The organism is Flavobacterium sp. CYK-55 (genome assembly GCF_018413465.1).
In the GTDB taxonomy this organism is placed as follows: Bacteria; Bacteroidota; Bacteroidia; order Flavobacteriales; family Flavobacteriaceae; genus Flavobacterium.
In genome coordinates this window covers 12,968-31,612 of sequence record NZ_JAHCDK010000005.1, presented here as the reverse complement: position 1 = coordinate 31,612, position 18,645 = coordinate 12,968, and the positions used below count along the sequence as shown (strand labels likewise).

15 protein-coding genes are annotated in these 18,645 nt (G+C 43.8%); 9 read left to right on the top strand and 6 right to left on the bottom strand.

Annotation, left to right across the window (positions count from 1 at the left end; all coding sequences use genetic code 11):
* Positions 1-70 precede the first annotated feature (70 nt).
* Entirely contained in the window at positions 71-1,051 is a 981-nt protein-coding gene (locus KIH23_RS07410) for an acyl transferase (RefSeq protein WP_213212590.1), read from the top strand.
* Between the two features lie 6 nt (positions 1,052-1,057).
* On the opposite strand, the gene tyrS is transcribed toward KIH23_RS07410, so the two are convergent.
* Complete coding sequence (gene tyrS / locus KIH23_RS07405; RefSeq protein ID WP_213212589.1) at positions 1,058-2,356, bottom strand: tyrosine--tRNA ligase; 1,299 nt, start codon at positions 2,354-2,356, stop codon at positions 1,058-1,060.
* Positions 2,357-2,441: 85 nt separating this feature from the next.
* On the opposite strand from tyrS, the gene KIH23_RS07400 reads away from it, so the two are divergent.
* Positions 2,442-3,446: an NAD-dependent epimerase/dehydratase family protein gene (locus tag KIH23_RS07400; RefSeq protein ID WP_213212587.1), complete on the top strand. Its 1,005-nt coding sequence runs from the start codon at positions 2,442-2,444 to the stop codon at positions 3,444-3,446.
* A gap of 2 nt (positions 3,447-3,448) precedes the next feature.
* Here KIH23_RS07400 and KIH23_RS07395 read toward each other — a convergent pair whose 3' ends face one another.
* From KIH23_RS07395 to KIH23_RS07385, 3 genes are read right to left on the bottom strand one after another with little or no spacing between them, the layout of a single operon-like run.
* Positions 3,449-3,835, bottom strand: a complete 387-nt coding sequence (locus KIH23_RS07395; protein ID WP_213212585.1) for a DUF4296 domain-containing protein — start codon at positions 3,833-3,835, stop codon at positions 3,449-3,451.
* A 3-nt stretch (positions 3,836-3,838) separates the two neighbouring features.
* On the bottom strand, positions 3,839-5,176 hold the full coding sequence (locus KIH23_RS07390; protein WP_213212583.1) for a dihydroorotase: 1,338 nt from the start codon (positions 5,174-5,176) through the stop codon (positions 3,839-3,841).
* Entirely contained in the window at positions 5,176-5,901 is a 726-nt protein-coding gene (locus tag KIH23_RS07385; RefSeq protein ID WP_213212581.1) for a polyprenol monophosphomannose synthase, read from the bottom strand. The genes KIH23_RS07390 and KIH23_RS07385 overlap by 1 nt, the downstream gene beginning before the upstream one ends.
* Before the next feature lie 135 nt (positions 5,902-6,036).
* Here KIH23_RS07385 and KIH23_RS07380 point away from each other — a divergent pair, with 135 nt between their 5' ends.
* The 7 genes from KIH23_RS07380 to KIH23_RS07350 all read left to right on the top strand — a co-directional run bounded on the left by KIH23_RS07380 (position 6,037) and on the right by KIH23_RS07350 (position 14,931).
* The gene (locus KIH23_RS07380) at positions 6,037-6,702 is read left to right on the top strand and encodes a DUF4271 domain-containing protein (protein ID WP_213212579.1); all 666 of its coding nucleotides are present in this window, start codon (positions 6,037-6,039) and stop codon (positions 6,700-6,702) included.
* A 19-nt stretch (positions 6,703-6,721) separates the two neighbouring features.
* Positions 6,722-7,471, top strand: a complete 750-nt coding sequence (locus tag KIH23_RS07375; protein ID WP_213212578.1) for a uroporphyrinogen-III synthase — start codon at positions 6,722-6,724, stop codon at positions 7,469-7,471.
* Positions 7,472-7,608: 137 nt separating this feature from the next.
* Complete coding sequence (locus KIH23_RS07370; protein ID WP_213212576.1) at positions 7,609-7,992, top strand: hypothetical protein; 384 nt, start codon at positions 7,609-7,611, stop codon at positions 7,990-7,992.
* Between the two features lie 129 nt (positions 7,993-8,121).
* Complete coding sequence (locus KIH23_RS07365; RefSeq protein WP_213212574.1) at positions 8,122-9,207, top strand: efflux RND transporter periplasmic adaptor subunit; 1,086 nt, start codon at positions 8,122-8,124, stop codon at positions 9,205-9,207.
* A gap of 16 nt (positions 9,208-9,223) precedes the next feature.
* Positions 9,224-12,394: an efflux RND transporter permease subunit gene (locus tag KIH23_RS07360; RefSeq protein WP_213212572.1), complete on the top strand. Its 3,171-nt coding sequence runs from the start codon at positions 9,224-9,226 to the stop codon at positions 12,392-12,394.
* Positions 12,384-13,826 carry a TolC family protein gene (locus KIH23_RS07355; RefSeq protein WP_213212570.1) on the top strand — a complete coding sequence of 481 codons (1,443 nt, stop codon included), beginning with the start codon at positions 12,384-12,386 and terminating at the stop codon, positions 13,824-13,826. The genes KIH23_RS07360 and KIH23_RS07355 overlap by 11 nt, the downstream gene beginning before the upstream one ends.
* Before the next feature lie 37 nt (positions 13,827-13,863).
* Positions 13,864-14,931, top strand: coding sequence for a tyrosine-type recombinase/integrase (locus tag KIH23_RS07350; RefSeq protein ID WP_249684840.1), 1,068 nt, complete (start codon positions 13,864-13,866; stop codon positions 14,929-14,931).
* A gap of 77 nt (positions 14,932-15,008) precedes the next feature.
* On the opposite strand, the gene KIH23_RS07345 is transcribed toward KIH23_RS07350, so the two are convergent.
* Positions 15,009-17,531 (bottom strand): T9SS type A sorting domain-containing protein, encoded by a 2,523-nt coding sequence (locus tag KIH23_RS07345; protein ID WP_213212568.1) that lies wholly within the window; start codon positions 17,529-17,531, stop codon positions 15,009-15,011.
* Positions 17,532-17,661: 130 nt separating this feature from the next.
* On the bottom strand, positions 17,662-18,543 hold the full coding sequence (locus KIH23_RS07340; protein WP_213212567.1) for a PD40 domain-containing protein: 882 nt from the start codon (positions 18,541-18,543) through the stop codon (positions 17,662-17,664).
* Positions 18,544-18,645: the final 102 nt, after the last annotated feature.

The window sequence follows — 18,645 nt, the reverse complement described above, 5'->3', positions numbered from 1 at the left end:
CAAAAAACGCCAACCTTCCCGTTGGCGTTTTTTTTATTGGTACTTTTGCCCACTCAAAAAACGTTTTTCATTGATTACCGCAGACGACATATTTACTCTGAGCAGCCGCAAAGCTTTTGACAAACTTGCGCTCAAAGTGTTTCGCTATCAGCACGAGCACAATGCGGTATATCGCGCGTTTTGTGACTATTTAAACACAGATGTTCAGCAAGTAAAAACCATTGCGAAAATTCCGTTTTTACCCATACAGTTTTTTAAAACCCATGAGGTGATTTGTGGCGAGCCTGTAGTAGAACAAATTTTTACCAGCAGCGGAACCACCGGTATGAGCACCAGCCGGCATTTGGTGAGCGATGTTTCGATGTACGAGCAAAGCTATCGTCTGGGGTTTTCAGCGTTTTACGGCAATATTCAAGATTATGTGGTTTTGGCTTTGCTTCCCTCCTATCTCGAGCGCGAAGGTTCATCGTTGATTTATATGGTCGATGACCTCATCAAACGCAGCGAACATCCCGAAAGCGGATTCTACTTGCACAACACCGATGAATTGGCCCAGAAATTAAAAAAACTCGATGCTTCGGGTCAAAACGTTTTGCTCATAGGCGTGACTTATGCGCTACTTGATTTGGTAGAACAACATTCGTTTGCGCTACAAAACACCATCATCATGGAAACCGGCGGTATGAAAGGCCGCAGACGCGAGATGATTCGCGAAGAATTACATCAAGTTTTGTGTCAAGGCTTTGGTGTGCCATCAATTCACTCAGAATACGGCATGACCGAGTTGCTCTCACAAGCTTATTCATTGGGCGAAGGTATTTTTGAATGTCCACCTTGGATGCATGTTCTGGTACGCGACACTGAAGATCCTTTGCAATATATTGATTCCGGAAAAACCGGCGGGCTCAACGTCATTGATTTGGCCAACCTGAATTCATGCGCATTTATAGCCACTCAAGACTTGGGCAAACAGTATGAAAACGGAAGTTTTGAAGTACTCGGCCGTTTTGACCACAGCGATATTCGCGGCTGTAATTTGATGGTAATGTAGCCTGAACTATACGGCTCTGATCACGAAATAATTTTTCTTTCCGCGTTGCAAAAGCACAAACTCATCGTTGATCAAATCAGCAGCAGTAAGCGTATAACCTTCGGCTACTTTTTCACGATTAACCGCTATTGAGTTTTCTTGTAAAGCTCTTCTGGCCTCTCCGTTTGATTTTAAAAACCCTGATTTTTCATTGAGTAAAACCACAATGTCAATTCCGGATTGTACTTCAGATTTAGCCACTTCAGCTTGCGGAACTCCGTCAAAAACTTCTAAGAAAGTAGCGGCATCTAATTTTTTTAAATCATCTGCCGTGGCGTTGCCAAACAAAATATTTGAAGCCTCAACCGCTTTGTCATAATCTGCTTTTGAATGTACAAATACCGTCACTTCTTCGGCCAATTTACGTTGTAAAACACGCAGATGCGGCGCTTGTTGATGTTCTTGAATCAAAGCATTGATGGTAGGTTCATCCAAAAAGGTAAAAATCTTAATGTATTTTTCGGCATCTACATCAGTCGTGTTGAGCCAGAATTGATAGAATTTGTACACCGAAGTTTTATCGGCATCCAACCAAATATTTCCACCTTCAGATTTGCCGAATTTTGAACCGTCCGATTTTGTAATCAGCGGACAAGTCATGGCAAAAGCTTCTTTGGCTCCTTCAGCATTCATGCGGCGCACGAGCTCGGTTCCGGTGGTAATGTTGCCCCACTGATCACTTCCGCCCATCTGCAAAACGCAATGATAATGTTTGTGTAAATGATAAAAATCGTAACCCTGAATGAGTTGATACGTAAATTCTGTAAACGACATGCCTTCGCCTTCGCCCGAGAGACGTTTCTTGACCGAATCTTTGGCCATCATATAATTAACGGTGATGCGTTTACCCACTTCACGCGCAAAATCAATGAAAGTGAAGTTTTTCATCCAATCGTAGTTGTTCACCAGAATCGGAGCATTGGCCGCAGTCGATTCAAAATTGATAAAGCGCGACAGTACGCGTTTGATGCCTTCAACATTATGGGTCAAAGTGGCTTCATCAAGCAAATTGCGCTCGTCTGATTTTCCGGATGGATCGCCAATCATACCTGTAGCACCGCCCACCAAAGCAATGGGTTTATGGCCGAAACGCTCTAAATGCACGAGCAAAATAATCGGCACCAAACTACCAATATGCAACGAGTCAGAAGTCGGATCAAAACCGATATAAGCAGTGGTCATCTCCTTTAACAATTGTTCTTCTGTACCGGGCATCATATCGTGCACCAGCCCACGCCATTGCAATTCTGCTACTAGATTTTTCATATGGATGTTTTTATTGCCGTTTGATGATTAGCGAGCGCAAAGATAGTTTTATTTAAAAATCGAACAAACTATTTATCTTTACAAAATGATACTCATCACAGGAGCCTCCGGATTGGTCGGATCACACTTAACCCTTGAACTGCTCAAACGCGGGCAAACGGTTCGAGCGTTATACCACAGTGAGAAATCACTCAAAAAAGTTCAAAAACTATTCGCACTATATGAGCAAGAAGCTTTGTTTGAAAAGGCTCAATGGCTCAAGGCAGATATTACCGATGTTCCGTCATTAGAACCTCTTTTTGACAACATTCAAGAAGTATACCACTGCGCGGCGCTGATTTCATTTGATCCGTCTGATGAAAAAAAACTGCGCAAAATCAATATCGAGGGCACGGCCAACATCGTGAATTTGTGTCTTGATTTTCAAGTAAAAAAACTGTGTTATGTAAGCTCGATTGCCGCTTTAGGGCCATCTATTGTTGAAGGGTTACCAATTAGTGAAGCCACCGATTGGAATCCGGAATTTGACCACAGCGATTACGCCATTTCAAAACACGGCGGTGAAATGGAAGTCTGGCGCGCGCAACAAGAAGGGTTGTCAGTCAGAATCGTGAATCCGGGTGTCATTTTGGGACCTGGTTTTTGGCATCAAAGCAGCGGAATAATCATAGAGCGGGTTCGCCAAGGACTGTTGTTTTACACACGAGGAACTACCGGATTTGTGGGCATAGACGATGTCATCAAATGTATGTTGTTGAGCATGGAATATCCCGGCACAGCCGAACAATTCATTGCTGTGGCCGAAAACCCTTCTTATGAATGGGTAATCAAAACCCTGGCATCAAAACTCAATGTACGCTCAGCCCGTTTTTATGCGCCGCTTTCTTTGACTCTTATGGTTGCCAAAATAGATGAATTGTTGTGTTGGTTCGGAAAAAGAATAAAATTAAGCAGCAGCATGGCCAGAAGTTTACACAGTCATGATGTTTATGACAACCAAAAGGCACAAGATGTATTGGGAATTCAATTTGAACCGATTGAACAAACTCTTGAGCGCCTTTGCCAATATTACCGAAGCAGTCAAAAATAAAACTATTCAACTTTAGGCAAATCCATCAGCGGAAGCGGCTCTTCTTTTCCGCTTGCCTTTTCTGCCTTTTGTTTTTCTTGCGTCAGTCTTTCATTGACTTGGTCATACATCTTTTTGTAAATTTCAACTTGTGCAATATAATAGCGATTGCTCTGAACCAACTGCACGCTATCAACTTGATATTTTTGGTAAATAAACTGACGCGCATCAACCGAAGGTTTGTCGGGCGAATAAGGCGCTTGGGTACGAATAGCATCAAGCAGAGCCATATCGTATAAAATCTCGGTCATCTTTTTTTCAGAAATAAGATTCTTCGGCTTATCAACCGGTTGGTTGTTACAAGCCATAAGACCAAGAAATATAATTAGCAGTAAGAGAAATCTTTTCATTCTTTATCGATTAAACAACAATCGCTGACCGGCGCGAAGTGCATTTACTTTCTGGTTTTCATACATCAAAATGCCATTGACAAATGTATGCGAAACCGACGCTCCAAAAGTCTGGCCTTCAAACGGTGACCATCCGCAATGATACAAAATATTTTCACGCGATACGGTCCAAGGCGAATTCGGATCAATCACCGCCAAATCAGCAAAATATCCTTCGCGAATAAACCCGCGTTCTCTAATTTTAAAAACTACTGCCGGATTGTGTGCTGTTTTTTCAACGATTTTCTCTACTGAAATCATGCCTTCACGTTGTTTTTCAAACAAAGCCGGCAATACGTGTTGCACGAGCGGCCCACCCGAAGGCGCTTGTAAATACAGTTGGCTTTTCTCATCAAAAGTATGCGGTGCATGGTCTGTAGCAATTACATCAATGCGGTCGTCCAATAAAGCTTTCCAAAGGGCATCGCGATCAGCGGCGGTTTTTACGGCCGGATTCCACTTGATAAAATTGCCTTTTCGCGCGTAATCATCACTTGAAAACCACAAATGATGCAAACAAACCTCGGCAGTAATTTGCTTTTGTTCAAGCGGAATTTGACGGGTAAACAAATCCATTTCAACCGCCGTCGACAAATGAAAAACGTGCAACCTAGCTCCCGTTTTTTTGGCCAATTCAATGGCTTTGGACGACGACAAATAACAAGCCTCAGCACTGCGAATCAAATGATGCGCGGTGGCCGGAACTGCATCGCCGTAAATTTCTTTATAATGTGCTAAATTGTTTTTGATGGTTTGCTCATCTTCACAATGCACAGCAATAAGCAAAGGCGTCGATGAAAAAATAGCTTCGAGCGACTGTAAGTTATCCACGAGCATATTACCGGTAGATGACCCCATAAAAATCTTGACTCCGGCCACATTGTGCCGATCGGTTTTGAGTACTTCTTCAAGATTATCATTGGTGGCGCCCATCATAAACGAATAATTGGCATACGAACTCTGCGCGGCTATCTGATATTTTTGTTCGAGTAATTCTTGGGTAACGGCATTCGGAACCGTGTTGGGTTGCTCAATAAATGAGGTAACACCACCGGCAACAGCAGCTTTAGATTCTGAGGAAATGTTGCCTTTGTGTGTCAAGCCCGGTTCGCGAAAATGCACCTGATCGTCAATCATGCCCGGAATCAGGTACGAGCCTTGAATGTCAATTATTTTGGCATGATTAGACGCCGAAATGGAAGCTGCTATTTGTTCAATACGTTCGCCGGAAAGCAAAACATCGCCTTCAAAGGTTTTACCTTCATTGACGATGCGCGCATTTTTAATCAGCGTTGTAGCCATTATAATTGTTTGAAAAGTTGTCGAATTCTGAGCGCTACTACGCCCCAAACGGCTTCTTGAATAATCGCATTGCTCATTTTAGATTGTCCTTTGGTTCGGTCGGTAAAGATAATGGGCACTTCAACCATTTTGCATTTTTGCACATAAGCTCGGTATTTCATCTCAATCTGAAAAGCATAACCGATAAACTTAATGCGGTCTATATTGATTTTTTCAAGCGCACTGCTGCGGTAGCAAATAAAACCGGCTGTAGCATCATGAACTTTCATGCCGGTAATAACTTTGACATATATAGAGGCAAAATACGACATCAACACCCGGCTTAGCGGCCAATTGACTACGTTTACACCTGAAATGTAGCGCGATCCAATAGCCACTTCTGCTCCGTCTTGAGCACAAGCGTTATAAAGTTTGACCAAATCGGCCGGATTGTGTGAGAAATCAGCGTCCATTTCAAAAACAAATGCATAGTTACGAGCCAATGCCCAGCGAAAACCATGAACATAAGCGGTTCCTAAACCTGACTTTTGCAGGCGCTTTTCAAGGTGTAATCTATTCGGAAATTCTTGCTGCAATTGGTTGACAATTTGAGCAGTTCCATCAGGAGAATTATCATCAACAACCAACACATCAAACGGCTCAGCTAGTGCAAACACCGCACGAATAATTGCTTCGATGTTTTCGTTTTCGTTGTAGGTAGGAATAATAACCAGTGCTTGATGCATTTTGTGTGTTTCTGATGCGGCAAAAATAAACTTTTTGCAGGAGTTGGTTCTTAAGAAAACGATAATTATAAAACCAATTGAAAAAAAGTCGTGCTTTGCAAAGCGCCAGCTAATTTTCTTAATTTTGCGGCAGTTATGATGGATATTCTTTTTGAGCCGCGAACCATAGGCGCCCGCGATTGGGCCACCCTTATTTTTGTGCTGCTAATGACAATTGTCGTAGTAGTCAAATCGGTTTTTGAAACACGTTTTCAAGAGTTTATGCGATTGGCTTTTTCTGAAAAATATATCAAAGTATACCGTGATTCATCATATTTAATGAGCGGATTTACCATTTTTTTGTTTGTGGTTCAATTGGCTTCTTTGGCCTTTTTTGTACAACTCATGCTGCATCATTTTTTTCAGACCTCAAAAACCGACGGCATCCTTTATATTCAAATACTCACTTTTTTGAGTGTTTTTGTCTTATCGAAGTTTTTAATTGAAAAAATAATAGGCACTGCTTTTAACATCGAAGAGTTTACCGATCAGTATAATTTGCAAAAAGTAAGCTACCGAACCTATGTAGGATTGCTCTTGCTTCCGGTAAACTTGATCTTGTTTTACAATTCCAATCCATCAAATTTTCTGATATACTTCTTAATTGTTGTGATATTGCTGATTAATCTGTTAACATACGCCTTATCTTTAAAGAATTATCAAAATTTACTGTTAAGCAAGTTGTTCTATTTTATTTTATATCTTTGCGCACTCGAAATAGCGCCCTACTATTTCATCTATTATTGGTTTACAAAAAGTTAGCATACAGATTATGTCAAACATGAAAGTGAAAACGATTTTGGTGTCGCAACCAGAGCCTAAAGTAGAGAATTCTCCATACTTTGAGTTGCAACAAAAACACAAAGTCAAAATAGATTTCAGACCTTTCATTCACGTTGAAGGTGTTAGCGCGAAAGACGTTAGACAACAAAAAATCGACCTCAATAATTTCACGGCCATCATCTTAACGAGTAAGAATTCGGTAGATCACTTTTTTAGGGTAGCCGAAGAAATGCGTTATAAAGTTCCTGAAACCCTTAAATATTTTTGCCAATCTGAAGCCATTGCTTTTTACTTGCAGAAGTATGTAGTATACCGCAAACGCAAGATATATGTGGGGCAAAAAGATTTTGCCGATATGGCTCCGCTGATCAAAAAATACAAAGACGAAAAGTTTTTGTTACCGGCTTCTGACCAGCTCAATGCCGATGCGCCTCAAACTTTAAACAACCTCAAAGTCAATTGGACACAAGGCACTTTCTACAAAACCGTGATGAGCGATTTATCTGATTTGGCCGATGTGTATTACGATATATTGGCGTTCTTTAGTCCGACGGGAATTAAATCATTGTTTATGAATTTTCCTGATTTTCAGCAAAACAATACCCGTATTGCTGTTTTCGGAAGCACCACGCAAAAAGAAGCCTTAGAGCACGGATTGCGAATTGATATTTTGGCACCAACGCCAGAAACACCATCTATGACGATGGCTTTAGAAAAGTACATTGCTGAAGTCAACAAAGCAAAATAAAACAAAAGGCCTGTTCATAGCAGGCCTTTATTAATTTAAGCCATTTATTCCCTGCAATCGTTTTCGATATTATTTTTTCTTAAAGAAACTTTAATTCGCTTTTACCAAACTAGAGTTTGCTTAATTTTGAGCCCCAAATGAGAGTATTGTTATTTGTCATCAGTCTTTTTTCGTACCTGCTTACTGGCGGATACCCTGTATTGGCTTCAAGCCAAACTTTGACTTATGAGCAACAACAACATCTTACAACTCCGTCTTCACAACTGGACAATTTAGATTCGCTGATTACTTTTTTTGAAGACACCGATGTTGATTCAGCTGACGAGAACAACCTCAACAACGACAACTCTAACTACAGCTTTGAAAAAACATCTGCCATACCGCACTTTGTGCACATCCCATGGCTCAAAGCACCTCCGGCCCAATGGATGTGTGCTCAAACTTCTATACGCTACACTGTTGTTCCGCCCAATAGCGGTACATCACCTATTTATCTAAAGCATCGCAACCTGAGAATTTGATTCTCTAGCCAGCGATTGCCTTAGTTTTATCTATTTCTGTTTTATAAGGATAAAAAGCCTCGGATGCTCCGAAGGCAATCGCGTTGTTTGATTTGACCAAAATTATTTCAACCCTTATTTATTTATCCCATGAACAGAAATGCCCTGTGCGCAGGCTTGTTGCTATCATTAGCCGTACTTACAAGCTGCTCCAAAAAAGTCGAAGAAAAAGAAGAAGCCGGAAAATATGCCGTTACCGAACCGGTCGTTCTTGACACTACACTCACCAAAGAATACGTGGCGCAAATCAGATCGCTGCGCAACATTGAGCTCCGCTCACAAGAAAAAGGTTATTTACAAAACATTTATGTAGACGAAGGCCAAAATGTACAAGCCGGACAATTGTTGTTCCGCATCATGCCCAAAGCCTACGAAGCCGAATTCTTAAAAGCCAAAGCCGAAACCAAAGCGGCCGAAATTGAGCTTCAAAATACCAAAACGCTATCCGACAAAAACATCATTTCAAAAAATGAATTGGCCGTTGCCCAAGCGCGATTAGACCAAGCCAAAGCTGAAATGTCGCTGGCCAAATTGCATTTGTCGTTTACCGAAATTCACGCGCCGTTTGCCGGAACCATTGACCGCTTACCCATGAAGCTCGGAAGTTTGATTGACGAAGGCGAATTGCTCACCAGCCTTTCTGACAACAGCCAGATGTATGCGTATTTCAACGTTTCTGAACCTGAATATCTCGATTATCAAACCAACATCAAAGGGCGCGGTGATCAACATGTACAACTGATGCTGGCCAATGGTGCATTTTTAAAAGACAAAGGAACTGTTGAAGTGGTTGAAGGAGAGTTTGACAACGAAACCGGAAATATTGCCTTTAGAGCGCGGTTCCCGAACCCGACCAAACTCTTGCGCCACGGCGAAACCGGAAAAGTCGTGATGGCTTTCCCGATGAAAAATGCGCTCATTATTCCGCAGAAAGCTACCTACGAAATTCAGGATAAAAAATATGTTTTCGTAGTAGACGCGGCCAACAAAGTACATTCACGTGAGATTACCATCTCTGGAGAATTACCTGACATTTACGTGGTTTCATCCGGTTTGAAAACCAACGACAAAATTCTACTCGAGGGCGTTCAAAAAGTCAACGACGATGACAAAATCGAGTATGTATTCCACAAACCGCAAGAAGTGCTTGCTCATTTAAGACTCAAAGCCGAATAACCTAAGCCCTAAAATCATGTTTAATAAATTCATACAAAGACCCGTACTGTCTATTGTTATCTCACTCATCATTGTATTTTTGGGTGTTTTGGCCTTGGTTCAGTTACCGGTAACGCAGTTCCCAACCATTTCTCCACCCAAGGTAAATGTAACTGTGGAATATCCCGGAGCCAACAATGAACTTCTCATCAAATCGGCCATTATTCCACTCGAGCGCGCCATCAACGGTGTGCCGGGCATGAAATATATGGCATCCGATGCCGGTAACGACGGCGAAGGAACCATTCAAGTGATCTTCAACCTCGGAACCGACCCGAACGTAGCCTCGCTCAACGTGCAAAACCGCGTGGCTTCGGTCACCAATAAACTTCCGCCGCTGGTTATCCGCGAAGGCGTCAAAATCTCACGTGAAGAATCCAACATGCTCATGTACGTCAACTTGTACAGTAAAGATCCGCACACCGATCAGAAATTCTTGTTCAACTTTGCCGACATCAACTTATTGCCTGAGCTCAAAAGGGTTGACGGTGTAGGTTATGCTGACATCCTTGGAAACCGTGAATATGCCATGCGTATCTGGCTCAAACCCGACCGTATGCTGGCGTATAAAATCTCGGCAGATGAAGTCATGGAAGCCCTGAGTGCGCAAAGCTTAGAAGCCTCACCGGGGAAAACCGGCGAAAGCTCGGGTAAACGCTCCCAATCGTTTGAATACGTACTGAAATATTCAGGTCGTTTTACCACCAAAGAACAATATGAAAACGTCATTTTGCGCTCATCGGCAGACGGTGAAATCTTGCGCCTGAAAGACGTGGCCAAAATTGAATTCGGCAGCTCGATGTATGATATTTACTCCAACCTCAACGGTCGACCTTCAGCAGCACTTGTCCTCAAACAATCCTACGGAAGTAATGCCAGTCAGGTCATTGAAAATGTCAAAGCTAAATTGGCCGAAATCAAATCAAATTCATTCCCGAAAGGCATGGATTATGAAATCAGTTACGACGTATCAAAATTCCTCGATGCCTCCATTGAAAAAGTATTACACACGCTTGTTGAAGCCTTTATTTTGGTAGGATTGGTGGTGTTTATTTTCTTGGGCGATTGGCGTTCAACACTCATTCCGACCATTGCGGTGCCGGTATCGCTCATCGGAACTTTTATGTTCATGCAAATCTTTGGCATCACGCTCAACCTCATCACGCTTTTTGCCTTGGTATTGGCCATTGGTATTGTGGTTGATGATGCGATTGTGGTGATTGAAGCCGTGCATGCCAAGATGGAAACCGAACACCTATCTGCGCGGAAGGCCACCAAAAAAGCCATGGTTGAAATTGCCGGAGCCATTGTAGCCATTACGTTTTTGATGGCAGCGGTATTTATTCCGGTGGCATTTATGTCCGGACCGGTGGGGATTTTCTACCGACAATTCTCCATTACCATGGCTACGTCGATTATCCTTTCGGGGATTGTAGCGTTGACGCTCACTCCGGCGCTCTGTGCCATCATCCTAAAAAACCACCACGGAAAACCCAAAAAGAAAACACCCGTAGATCGTTTTATTGATGCCTTCAACAGCCGATTCAATAAAATCACCCATCGATACATAGTCCTTCTAGGTAAAATGGTCAACCGCCGCAGTTTGACTTTCGGCTTGCTCATTGCTTTTTGTATCGGAACCTATTTAATCAATTCTCAGGTACCATCGGGCTTTATTCCGAATGAAGACCAAGGAATGTTCTACGCCATTATTCAAACGCCGCCGGGCTCATCGCTGGAACGTACGAATGAAATTTCTGAGCGTTTGCAAAAAATCTCCGAAACGGTTGATGGCGTGCAATCAGTATCGTCGTTGGCGGGTTATGAAATCCTCACTGAAGGAACCGGTTCCAACTCAGGAACTTGTCTCATCAACCTCAAAGACTGGAAAGAGCGCAAACATTCGGTGCAAGAAATCATGCAAGAGCTCGAAGAAAAATCAAAAAACATCACGGGTGCAACCATTGAGTTCTTCCAACCACCTGCCGTTCCGGGTTATGGTGCCGCGGGTGGATTTGAGTTGCGCATGCTCGATAAAGCCGGAACCAACGACTACAAAAAAATGGAGCAAATCAACAACGATTTTGTAGCCGCGCTCAAAAAACGTCCTGAGCTCACTTCGGTGTTTAGTTTCTACAGCGCGAGTTTCCCGCAATTTATGTTGCGTGTTGACAACGACATCGCCCAGCAAAAAGGCGTGAGCATTGAAAACGCCATGAACACGCTCTCAACTTTGGTGGGTAGTAACTACGAAATCAGTTTTATCAAATTTGGTCGTCAGTATAAAGTCATCGTTGAAGCCGCACCTGAATACCGCGCTTTGCCCGATGATATTTTAAAACTCTACGTCAAAAACAACCGCGACGAGATGGTGCCGTTTTCGGCCTTTATGCGCATGGAAAAAGTATACGGACTTTCTGAAATCACGCGCCACAACATGTACAACGCCTCTGAAATCAGTGGTTCGGCAGCTCCTGGCTACAGTAGTGGTGAAGCCATCAAAGCCATCAACGAAGTGGCCGAAAAAACCTTGCCGCGTGGCTATGGCATTGACTGGGCGGGAATTTCAAAAGACGAGGTCAACCAAGGCAATCAGGCCATTTACATTTTCTTGATTTGTTTGGGCTTTGTGTATTTGATCCTTTCGGCGCAATACGAAAGTTTCATCTTGCCGCTGGCTGTTATCTTATCATTGCCGGCCGGAATCTTCGGAGCCTTTTTGCTCTTGAGTTTGATGGGACTCGAAAACAACATCTACGCACAAGTAGCCATGGTGATGCTCATCGGATTGCTCGGTAAAAATGCCGTATTGATTGTTGAGTTTGCCGCGCAACGACACAGCACCGGTTTGTCGGTACTCGAATCGGCTTTAGACGGTGCCAAGGTGCGTTTCCGTCCAATTTTGATGACTTCGTTTGCGTTCATTGCTGGGCTTATTCCACTGGTATTTGCAACAGGGCCGGGCGCACTGGGCAACCGAACCATCGGAACCGCAGCTGCCGGAGGTATGCTTGTCGGAACCATTTGCGGGGTCATTATTATTCCGGGCTTGTATTTCATATTCGGAACCATGGCTGCCAAGCGCCAGTTTATTAAAGATGAAGACGAAAATCCGTTAACCGAAGACTTAAACGATCATGTATACTAAAATAAAATCCATCATTCGTCCGACTGTATTGGCTGTAGTTTTATTGGCCGTCGGATGTAAAACACCGGCGCTGGTCACTCCGGAGCAAAAGGGAAAACTACCCGAAAATTATACGGCTATGTCAGCTCAAGACACCGTGAATTCGGCCACCGTGCAATGGAAAAACTTTTTTAAAGATCAACATCTGGTTGACCTCATTGACACCGCGCTCAAAAACAACCAAGAACTGCAAATTACCTTGCAAGAGGTCGAGATGGCGCGCAATGACATTCGCATCCGCAAAGGCGCTTTGTTGCCGAGCGTGGGTGTCAAAGCCGGAACAGGTGTTGAAAAAGTAGGCCGTTATACCAGCCAAGGCGCCGGTGATGCCTCTACCGAAATCACACCGGGGCATGAAGTTCCTGACCCATTACACGATTATACGATTGCCGCTTATGCCAACTGGGAAGTCGATATCTGGAAAAAACTGCGCAACAGCAAAAAAGCCGCAGTCAATAGATATTTGGCCACCACCGAAGGCAAAAACTTTGTCATGACCAACCTCATTGCAGAGATTGCCGAATCGTATTATGAGCTTTTGTCGCTGGATAATCAATTGGCGATTGTCAAACAAAGTATTGGTTTACAACAAAACGGACTCGAGATTGTCAAGATTCAAAAACAAGCCGCGCGCGCCAACGAACTGGCCGTTCAGAAATTTGAAGCCGAAGTGCGCAAATCTGAAAGCATGGAGTTTGACATCCGCCAGCAAATTGTTGAGACCGAAAACCGCATCAACTTCTTGCTCGGTCGTATGCCGCAACCGATTGCTAGAGCGCAAAGCAATTTCTTTGATGAGCCGCTTCTCAATACACAAGCCGGAATTCCATCACAATTACTCGCTAATAGACCCGACATCAAACAGGCAGAATTTGAGTTAGCCGCCGCCAAGTTAGATGTCAAAGCCGCGCGTGCCGAATTTTACCCGTCGTTGGGTATTTCGGCATCGCTGGGCTTTCAGGCGTTTAAACCGTCGTATTTGTTTACCATGCCCGAATCATTGTTGTATAGTTTGGCTGGTGATTTAGCTGCTCCGCTGATCAACCGAAACGCCATTAAAGCCGAATACAAAAACGCCAATGCACGACAAATTCAAGCCCTGTACAATTACGAGCGCGCCATTTTGAATGGTTATATCGAAGTAGCAACGCAGTTGTCAAAAATCGAAAACCTACAAAAAAGTTATACACTCAAATCACAACAAGTAGACGCGCTCAATCGTTCTATAGACATTTCTGCCGATTTGTTCAAAGCGGCCCGAGCCGATTACTTAGAGGTTCTGATGACCCAACGCGATGCGCTTGAAGCCAAGTTGGAGCTCAACGAAACCAAGAAAGAACAGCTCAGTGCTACGGTGCGTATGTACCGAAACCTGGGCGGTGGTTGGAAATAAATTGGGTTGAAGAGTCGGTGAAAGCCGGCTCTTTTTTTTGAAGACTATCGCGACATTGACTACTTTCGGGCTTCATAAAATAACATCATGCAAAAAAAACATCATTGAAATTGCCTGTGAAAATGTAGCAGGCTTTGCGGATTTCCACCACCGATTACACGTCAAAACCACCATCATGGGCCGCAGCAAAAGCACTTTTGAAAACTACGGCCGACACTTGGCTCATGCTGCTATTTATTTAGATTGTGTGCCCACTTTGGCCGAGCATACAGCCATTGAAAAATATTTATTTCATCTGTGTCAGAACGCTCCAAACGCTTCGCTGTCTTATTTTAAGCATACCATTTACGGGCTTCGGTTTGCCTACAAAATGGAAGATATGGCGCATCGAAGTCATCAACTGCCGATGATCAAAGCCGAGAAAAAATTACCGATTGTTTTGAGCAGAAACGAAACCAAACGACTGATTGCTTCTGCCGGAAACCTCAAACACAAAGTGCTCATTGGTTTGCTGTATGGCTGCGGATTGCGCTCGGCTGAAGCGCGCATGGTACAACTCAGCGATATTGATTTTGACCGAAAAATGTTGCACGTTCGTCAAGGCAAAGGCAAGAAGGATCGTTATGTTCCGGTGAGTCAGGTGCTATTGGGTTGGATTGAACAATATCTCAAACAATACAAACCTGAAACTTATTTATTCAACGGAGGGCGAAGTTTGGTAAAAAACAAAGGACAAATTTATTCGCAAAAAGGTGCTTCATGGGTAATTCTCCAAGCGGCGCGCAAGGCCAAAATCAAAAAATCGGTAACGGCCCATACGCTGCGGCATACTTTTGCCACGCATTTGCTCGAAGACGGGCTTGACATCGTAAGCATTAAAGATTTGCTCGGTCATGCCAGAATCGAGACCACTTTGGTGTATTTGCATGTGGCGCATTACGAACGACGCAAACCCTACAGCCCGCTGGATAAACTCTATGCTGAAGCGCGAGAAAAAACAAAAAATGAGCCTGAACTGTGCGGCTTACTGCAACATATCCATCAATGTGCATGCTGTCAGAACTCGGGCTTATCGCTACATCTTCGGTCGCTTGAAATAGCCTAAATAAAAAATCCTCAAGCTTTGATTCTTGAGGATTTTTTATGTTCAGAACTATTTAAACGGATGTTTTTAATCCATGTTTATTGCTTGATGATTTTGAAGGTTTTGATTTGTTCGCCAAAAACACATTTTACCATATATGCACCAGAGGATAAAGAGCTCAGATTTAATTTAAAATCTTGAGCATTGGGCATAGCCGTCATTACTTCTTGTCCCATCAAGTTATAAATGGCCACCGTATCAACTACAAGTTCAAAATCAATGTTCAACACATCGGTTACCGGATTCGGATAAGCGGTGATTTCATCAGCCGTGTTTAGAAAATCAGAATTTGACAACGAACTTGTCGGACAAGCTATTTGTACCATCGTGTTGTGGATTACATTCGGGCCCAGACCCATTTGTCCTTGCGGACTCCAGCCTGCTGTGTATGCGTCACCGTTTGTTTTAAGATAAATGGCATAACGGTCTCCGCCGCCGGCATGCGCCCAGTCATTGGCAAACCCCAGGCGAACCGGTGTTGGACGGAAGTTACTGTCTCCTGTGCCCAATTGTCCTTGCGTATTATAGCCCCAAGCCCAAAGTGAACCATCGGTTCGGATTGCAGTGGTGAATCCGAGCCCAATTTCCATTTTAGACCAGATGTTAGATGACCCTAGCTGTGTTGGAACAAGTACGTTGGTGGTGGTGCCCAGCCCCAAACGTCCGTCGGTATTGACACCCCAAACCCAAAGTGTACCGTCGGTTTTGATGGCATGACTCACGCCTTGATTAGCTTCTACCAACTTCCATGAAGCCGTTCCGATTTGCACAGGTGTATAGATTACAGTGGTGTTCGAACCGTTACCAACTGATCCGGTATTGTTCCATCCCCAAGCCCACAAGGTATTATTGGTCCTGATGGCAAGCGTATGCTGACCCGCAGTTGACACTTCTTTGTAAGTTGCCGTACCCAGCTGTGTAGGTACATATCGGTTGCTGAAATCGCCAAAACCTAAAAGGGTTCCACCCCATACCCATAAAGTTCCATCGGTTTTGATGGCCATAGAAGTACCTTGGGCTGCTGAAATTTTAGCCCAGTTATTGGCTGTCCCCACGCGCGTCGGAGTAGATCTGTCGATCGTGGTGTTGTCTCCCAATTCGCCATTCGAGTTAAGTCCCCAAGCCCATAAAGAACCGTCGGCTTTTATCGCAAGGCTATGAAAGCCTGAGGCTGCAACAGCTACCCAGTCTGTATCGTTCCCGATACGGGTCGGGAATTTTTTATCAACGGTATCACCAACACCAATTTGATAATATCCGTTTTCTCCCCAGCCCCAAAGCGATCCGTCGGCTTTGATGGCCAGTGTGTGGTTGTCACTATTAGACATTTTCGTAAAACACGGCGGTGGAACCGGTGTATTGAAAAATCCTCCGCTAACCCATTGGCTTTGCGCATTGCCGCAATCGGCAGCAAGCCACCAGTAGTAATCAGAGTTTGGAGACAAGCCATCGATGGTGATCGACGTTCCGTTGGTATAATAAGGCGTTCCGCCAAGTACCGGTAAATTGTTGATCATTATCGTATAACCATTGGGTGCTGGCGATGAAGCCGTCCAACTGAAAGAAGCCGTGGTAGCAGTAGTGGTTCCTACCGCTAAATTGGTGGGCGCACTACAAGGTTCTGAGGTCAAGGTCATTTTCACCAGTCCCATTTCGTAGGTCCCGACCCAGATGGTGTTTGAGTTAATGACCTCGAGACAGCTCGTGTATTCAAAACTTGCTCCCGGAGCCGCCGGGAAATAGGCTTGGCAATCGGTAAGATTCTGCACACCGCCGGTTCTACATTCGCGCGAGTAGCCAACCCAGACTTTACCGTTCTGGTCTACATCTATTCCGCCAAACTGGCAATCAAGCATACACGTGGTTTGGAAATCGGCGGCAGCCACTACCTGATCATTGGTGTATTTGAGGTAACCGCCATAAGATTCTACATACATATCGTTACCTATAACCCTGCGGATTTTTTGCGCCTGGTCGCCCACAATCGAAAAAGTGGTTCCGCTCAATTTGCGCAAAATCCCTTCGTTGGTCAGGTATACGTTGTTACCAATGGTGGCAACAGAATTTACTGAGCTTCCGGTAATAGGAGAATTCCCAGCATTGTATACCGTCCAGGTGCTGCCGTTGTATTTCACCAAGCCCGAATAGGTAGCAAGCCAAACGTTGTTCGACGCATCTACTGCAACATCATTAATCACGTTGGTTGGAAGCCCGGAGTTGTCCATACGATAATGTAACCAAGTGGTTCCGTTGTACATAATCAAACCGTTCTGTACCGTTGTTACCCACTTGCGGTTGAGTCCGTCAATGGCTATTTTTTGCAAAGCACCCAATTCGACCCCTGCATTATCAGTGGTGTAGTTGGTAAAAGCAGTTCCGTTAAATAGGATTAAAGCATCAGAGGTAGCTATCCACAAATTGGCGTTGCCATCTAATTTAATATCGTTGATGTTGTACGAGGCAATACCCGAATTTGCAGGATTGTACACCGTGTAATCATAATTCTGGGCAAAACTCATCAAGCTGATCAGGCTCATGAGCAAGAGTAATTTCTTTTTCATTTTTTGTTTGTTAGTATTATAGCAATTTGTAATGATCCGCAAAAATACGTTTGATGCATTTTTGCCAATTGAGTGCAAACATAAGACATAGAATCCTACCGACAGAAAAATGCGACCAAAAAAATATACCTTATTGGCGCTTACGCATCATAATCCGGTAAACATCACCCACTTTTTTGTGGTAATACATTACTTGCCCATCAGCAGTAAGCGACGGAGCTTCAATAAATTGCGCGTCTGAAAACAATACCTTCGGCGCTGCAAAAGCCTCTTGGGTGCTGCCTCTGAGTGCCACACAAACTTCAAACAACGGCACCGAGGGCAAACTGCCTTTTAAATATCTCGTAAAATACAGTTCGCGTTGATCAGCACTGATGCAAGGCGCATAATTGATGTATTGCGTCTGATTCACTTGCGCCAACAAAACCTCTGAATTGGCCACCCGATTAAAAGTAGTTGCATTGACTTTTTGTGCCAAGCCAATTTCAGTTTCACACGGCCCTATACAGTGGGCATCGTCAAAACGCGCATTGTTGAAGTATAAAAATTGCCCATCAGCGCTTATGCCATGATCCATCACAAGCCAACCCGGAGTGTTTTTATTAAAATTACCGTGTACGCGCTCGAGGTTAGATAAAACGCCCGCCGAAAAATCTCCGCGAAAAAGATTGTCTAATTCAGCAGGATAATCACGAGTTGATGTCCAGTAAAAATTACCCTGACCATCTAGGTCGGCCACGGCATCTAGCCTAGGCGAAGCCGGTTGATTGGCCCCCGAAAGCGCTCCCACGAACACAAAATGCTGCTCATCCACCCGCGTGGCATAAAACAATTGTGTATTGATCCCATCATTGAGGTTGTTAAAAAACAAAGTGTTGCCATCGGGCGAAATAAACGGCTCCATGGCAGCTGTAGTCAAGCCGCTGATTGTGACCGGAAGTTCAGGTCCAAAAGAAATAGATGATTTACTTTTGACGGCTTCTTTGGTACAGCCTAGGAGTAAAAAAAGCATGAAAAAGCGAATACGGCTCATTAGGTTTTATAGAATCAAACTTTCACCTAAAGATACCTTTATTTTTTCAAACACATGTTTTTAAAAAGCTAATTCTCTGTT

What these genes read in the sequence shown, in the direction of transcription:
- tyrS (WP_213212589.1), bottom strand. Translation starts at nt 2,356, where the DNA reads ATGAAAAATCTAGTAGCAGAATTGCAATGGCGTGGGCTGGTGCACGAT.
- KIH23_RS07400 (WP_213212587.1), top strand. Translation starts at nt 2,442, where the DNA reads ATGATACTCATCACAGGAGCCTCCGGATTGGTCGGATCACACTTAACC.
- KIH23_RS07395 (WP_213212585.1), bottom strand. Translation starts at nt 3,835, where the DNA reads ATGAAAAGATTTCTCTTACTGCTAATTATATTTCTTGGTCTTATGGCT.
- KIH23_RS07390 (WP_213212583.1), bottom strand. Translation starts at nt 5,176, where the DNA reads ATGGCTACAACGCTGATTAAAAATGCGCGCATCGTCAATGAAGGTAAA.
- KIH23_RS07385 (WP_213212581.1), bottom strand. Translation starts at nt 5,901, where the DNA reads ATGCATCAAGCACTGGTTATTATTCCTACCTACAACGAAAACGAAAAC.
- KIH23_RS07380 (WP_213212579.1), top strand. Translation starts at nt 6,037, where the DNA reads ATGATGGATATTCTTTTTGAGCCGCGAACCATAGGCGCCCGCGATTGG.
- KIH23_RS07375 (WP_213212578.1), top strand. Translation starts at nt 6,722, where the DNA reads ATGAAAGTGAAAACGATTTTGGTGTCGCAACCAGAGCCTAAAGTAGAG.
- KIH23_RS07370 (WP_213212576.1), top strand. Translation starts at nt 7,609, where the DNA reads ATGAGAGTATTGTTATTTGTCATCAGTCTTTTTTCGTACCTGCTTACT.
- KIH23_RS07365 (WP_213212574.1), top strand. Translation starts at nt 8,122, where the DNA reads ATGAACAGAAATGCCCTGTGCGCAGGCTTGTTGCTATCATTAGCCGTA.
- KIH23_RS07360 (WP_213212572.1), top strand. Translation starts at nt 9,224, where the DNA reads ATGTTTAATAAATTCATACAAAGACCCGTACTGTCTATTGTTATCTCA.
- KIH23_RS07355 (WP_213212570.1), top strand. Translation starts at nt 12,384, where the DNA reads ATGTATACTAAAATAAAATCCATCATTCGTCCGACTGTATTGGCTGTA.
- KIH23_RS07345 (WP_213212568.1), bottom strand. Translation starts at nt 17,531, where the DNA reads ATGAAAAAGAAATTACTCTTGCTCATGAGCCTGATCAGCTTGATGAGT.
- KIH23_RS07340 (WP_213212567.1), bottom strand. Translation starts at nt 18,543, where the DNA reads ATGCTTTTTTTACTCCTAGGCTGTACCAAAGAAGCCGTCAAAAGTAAA.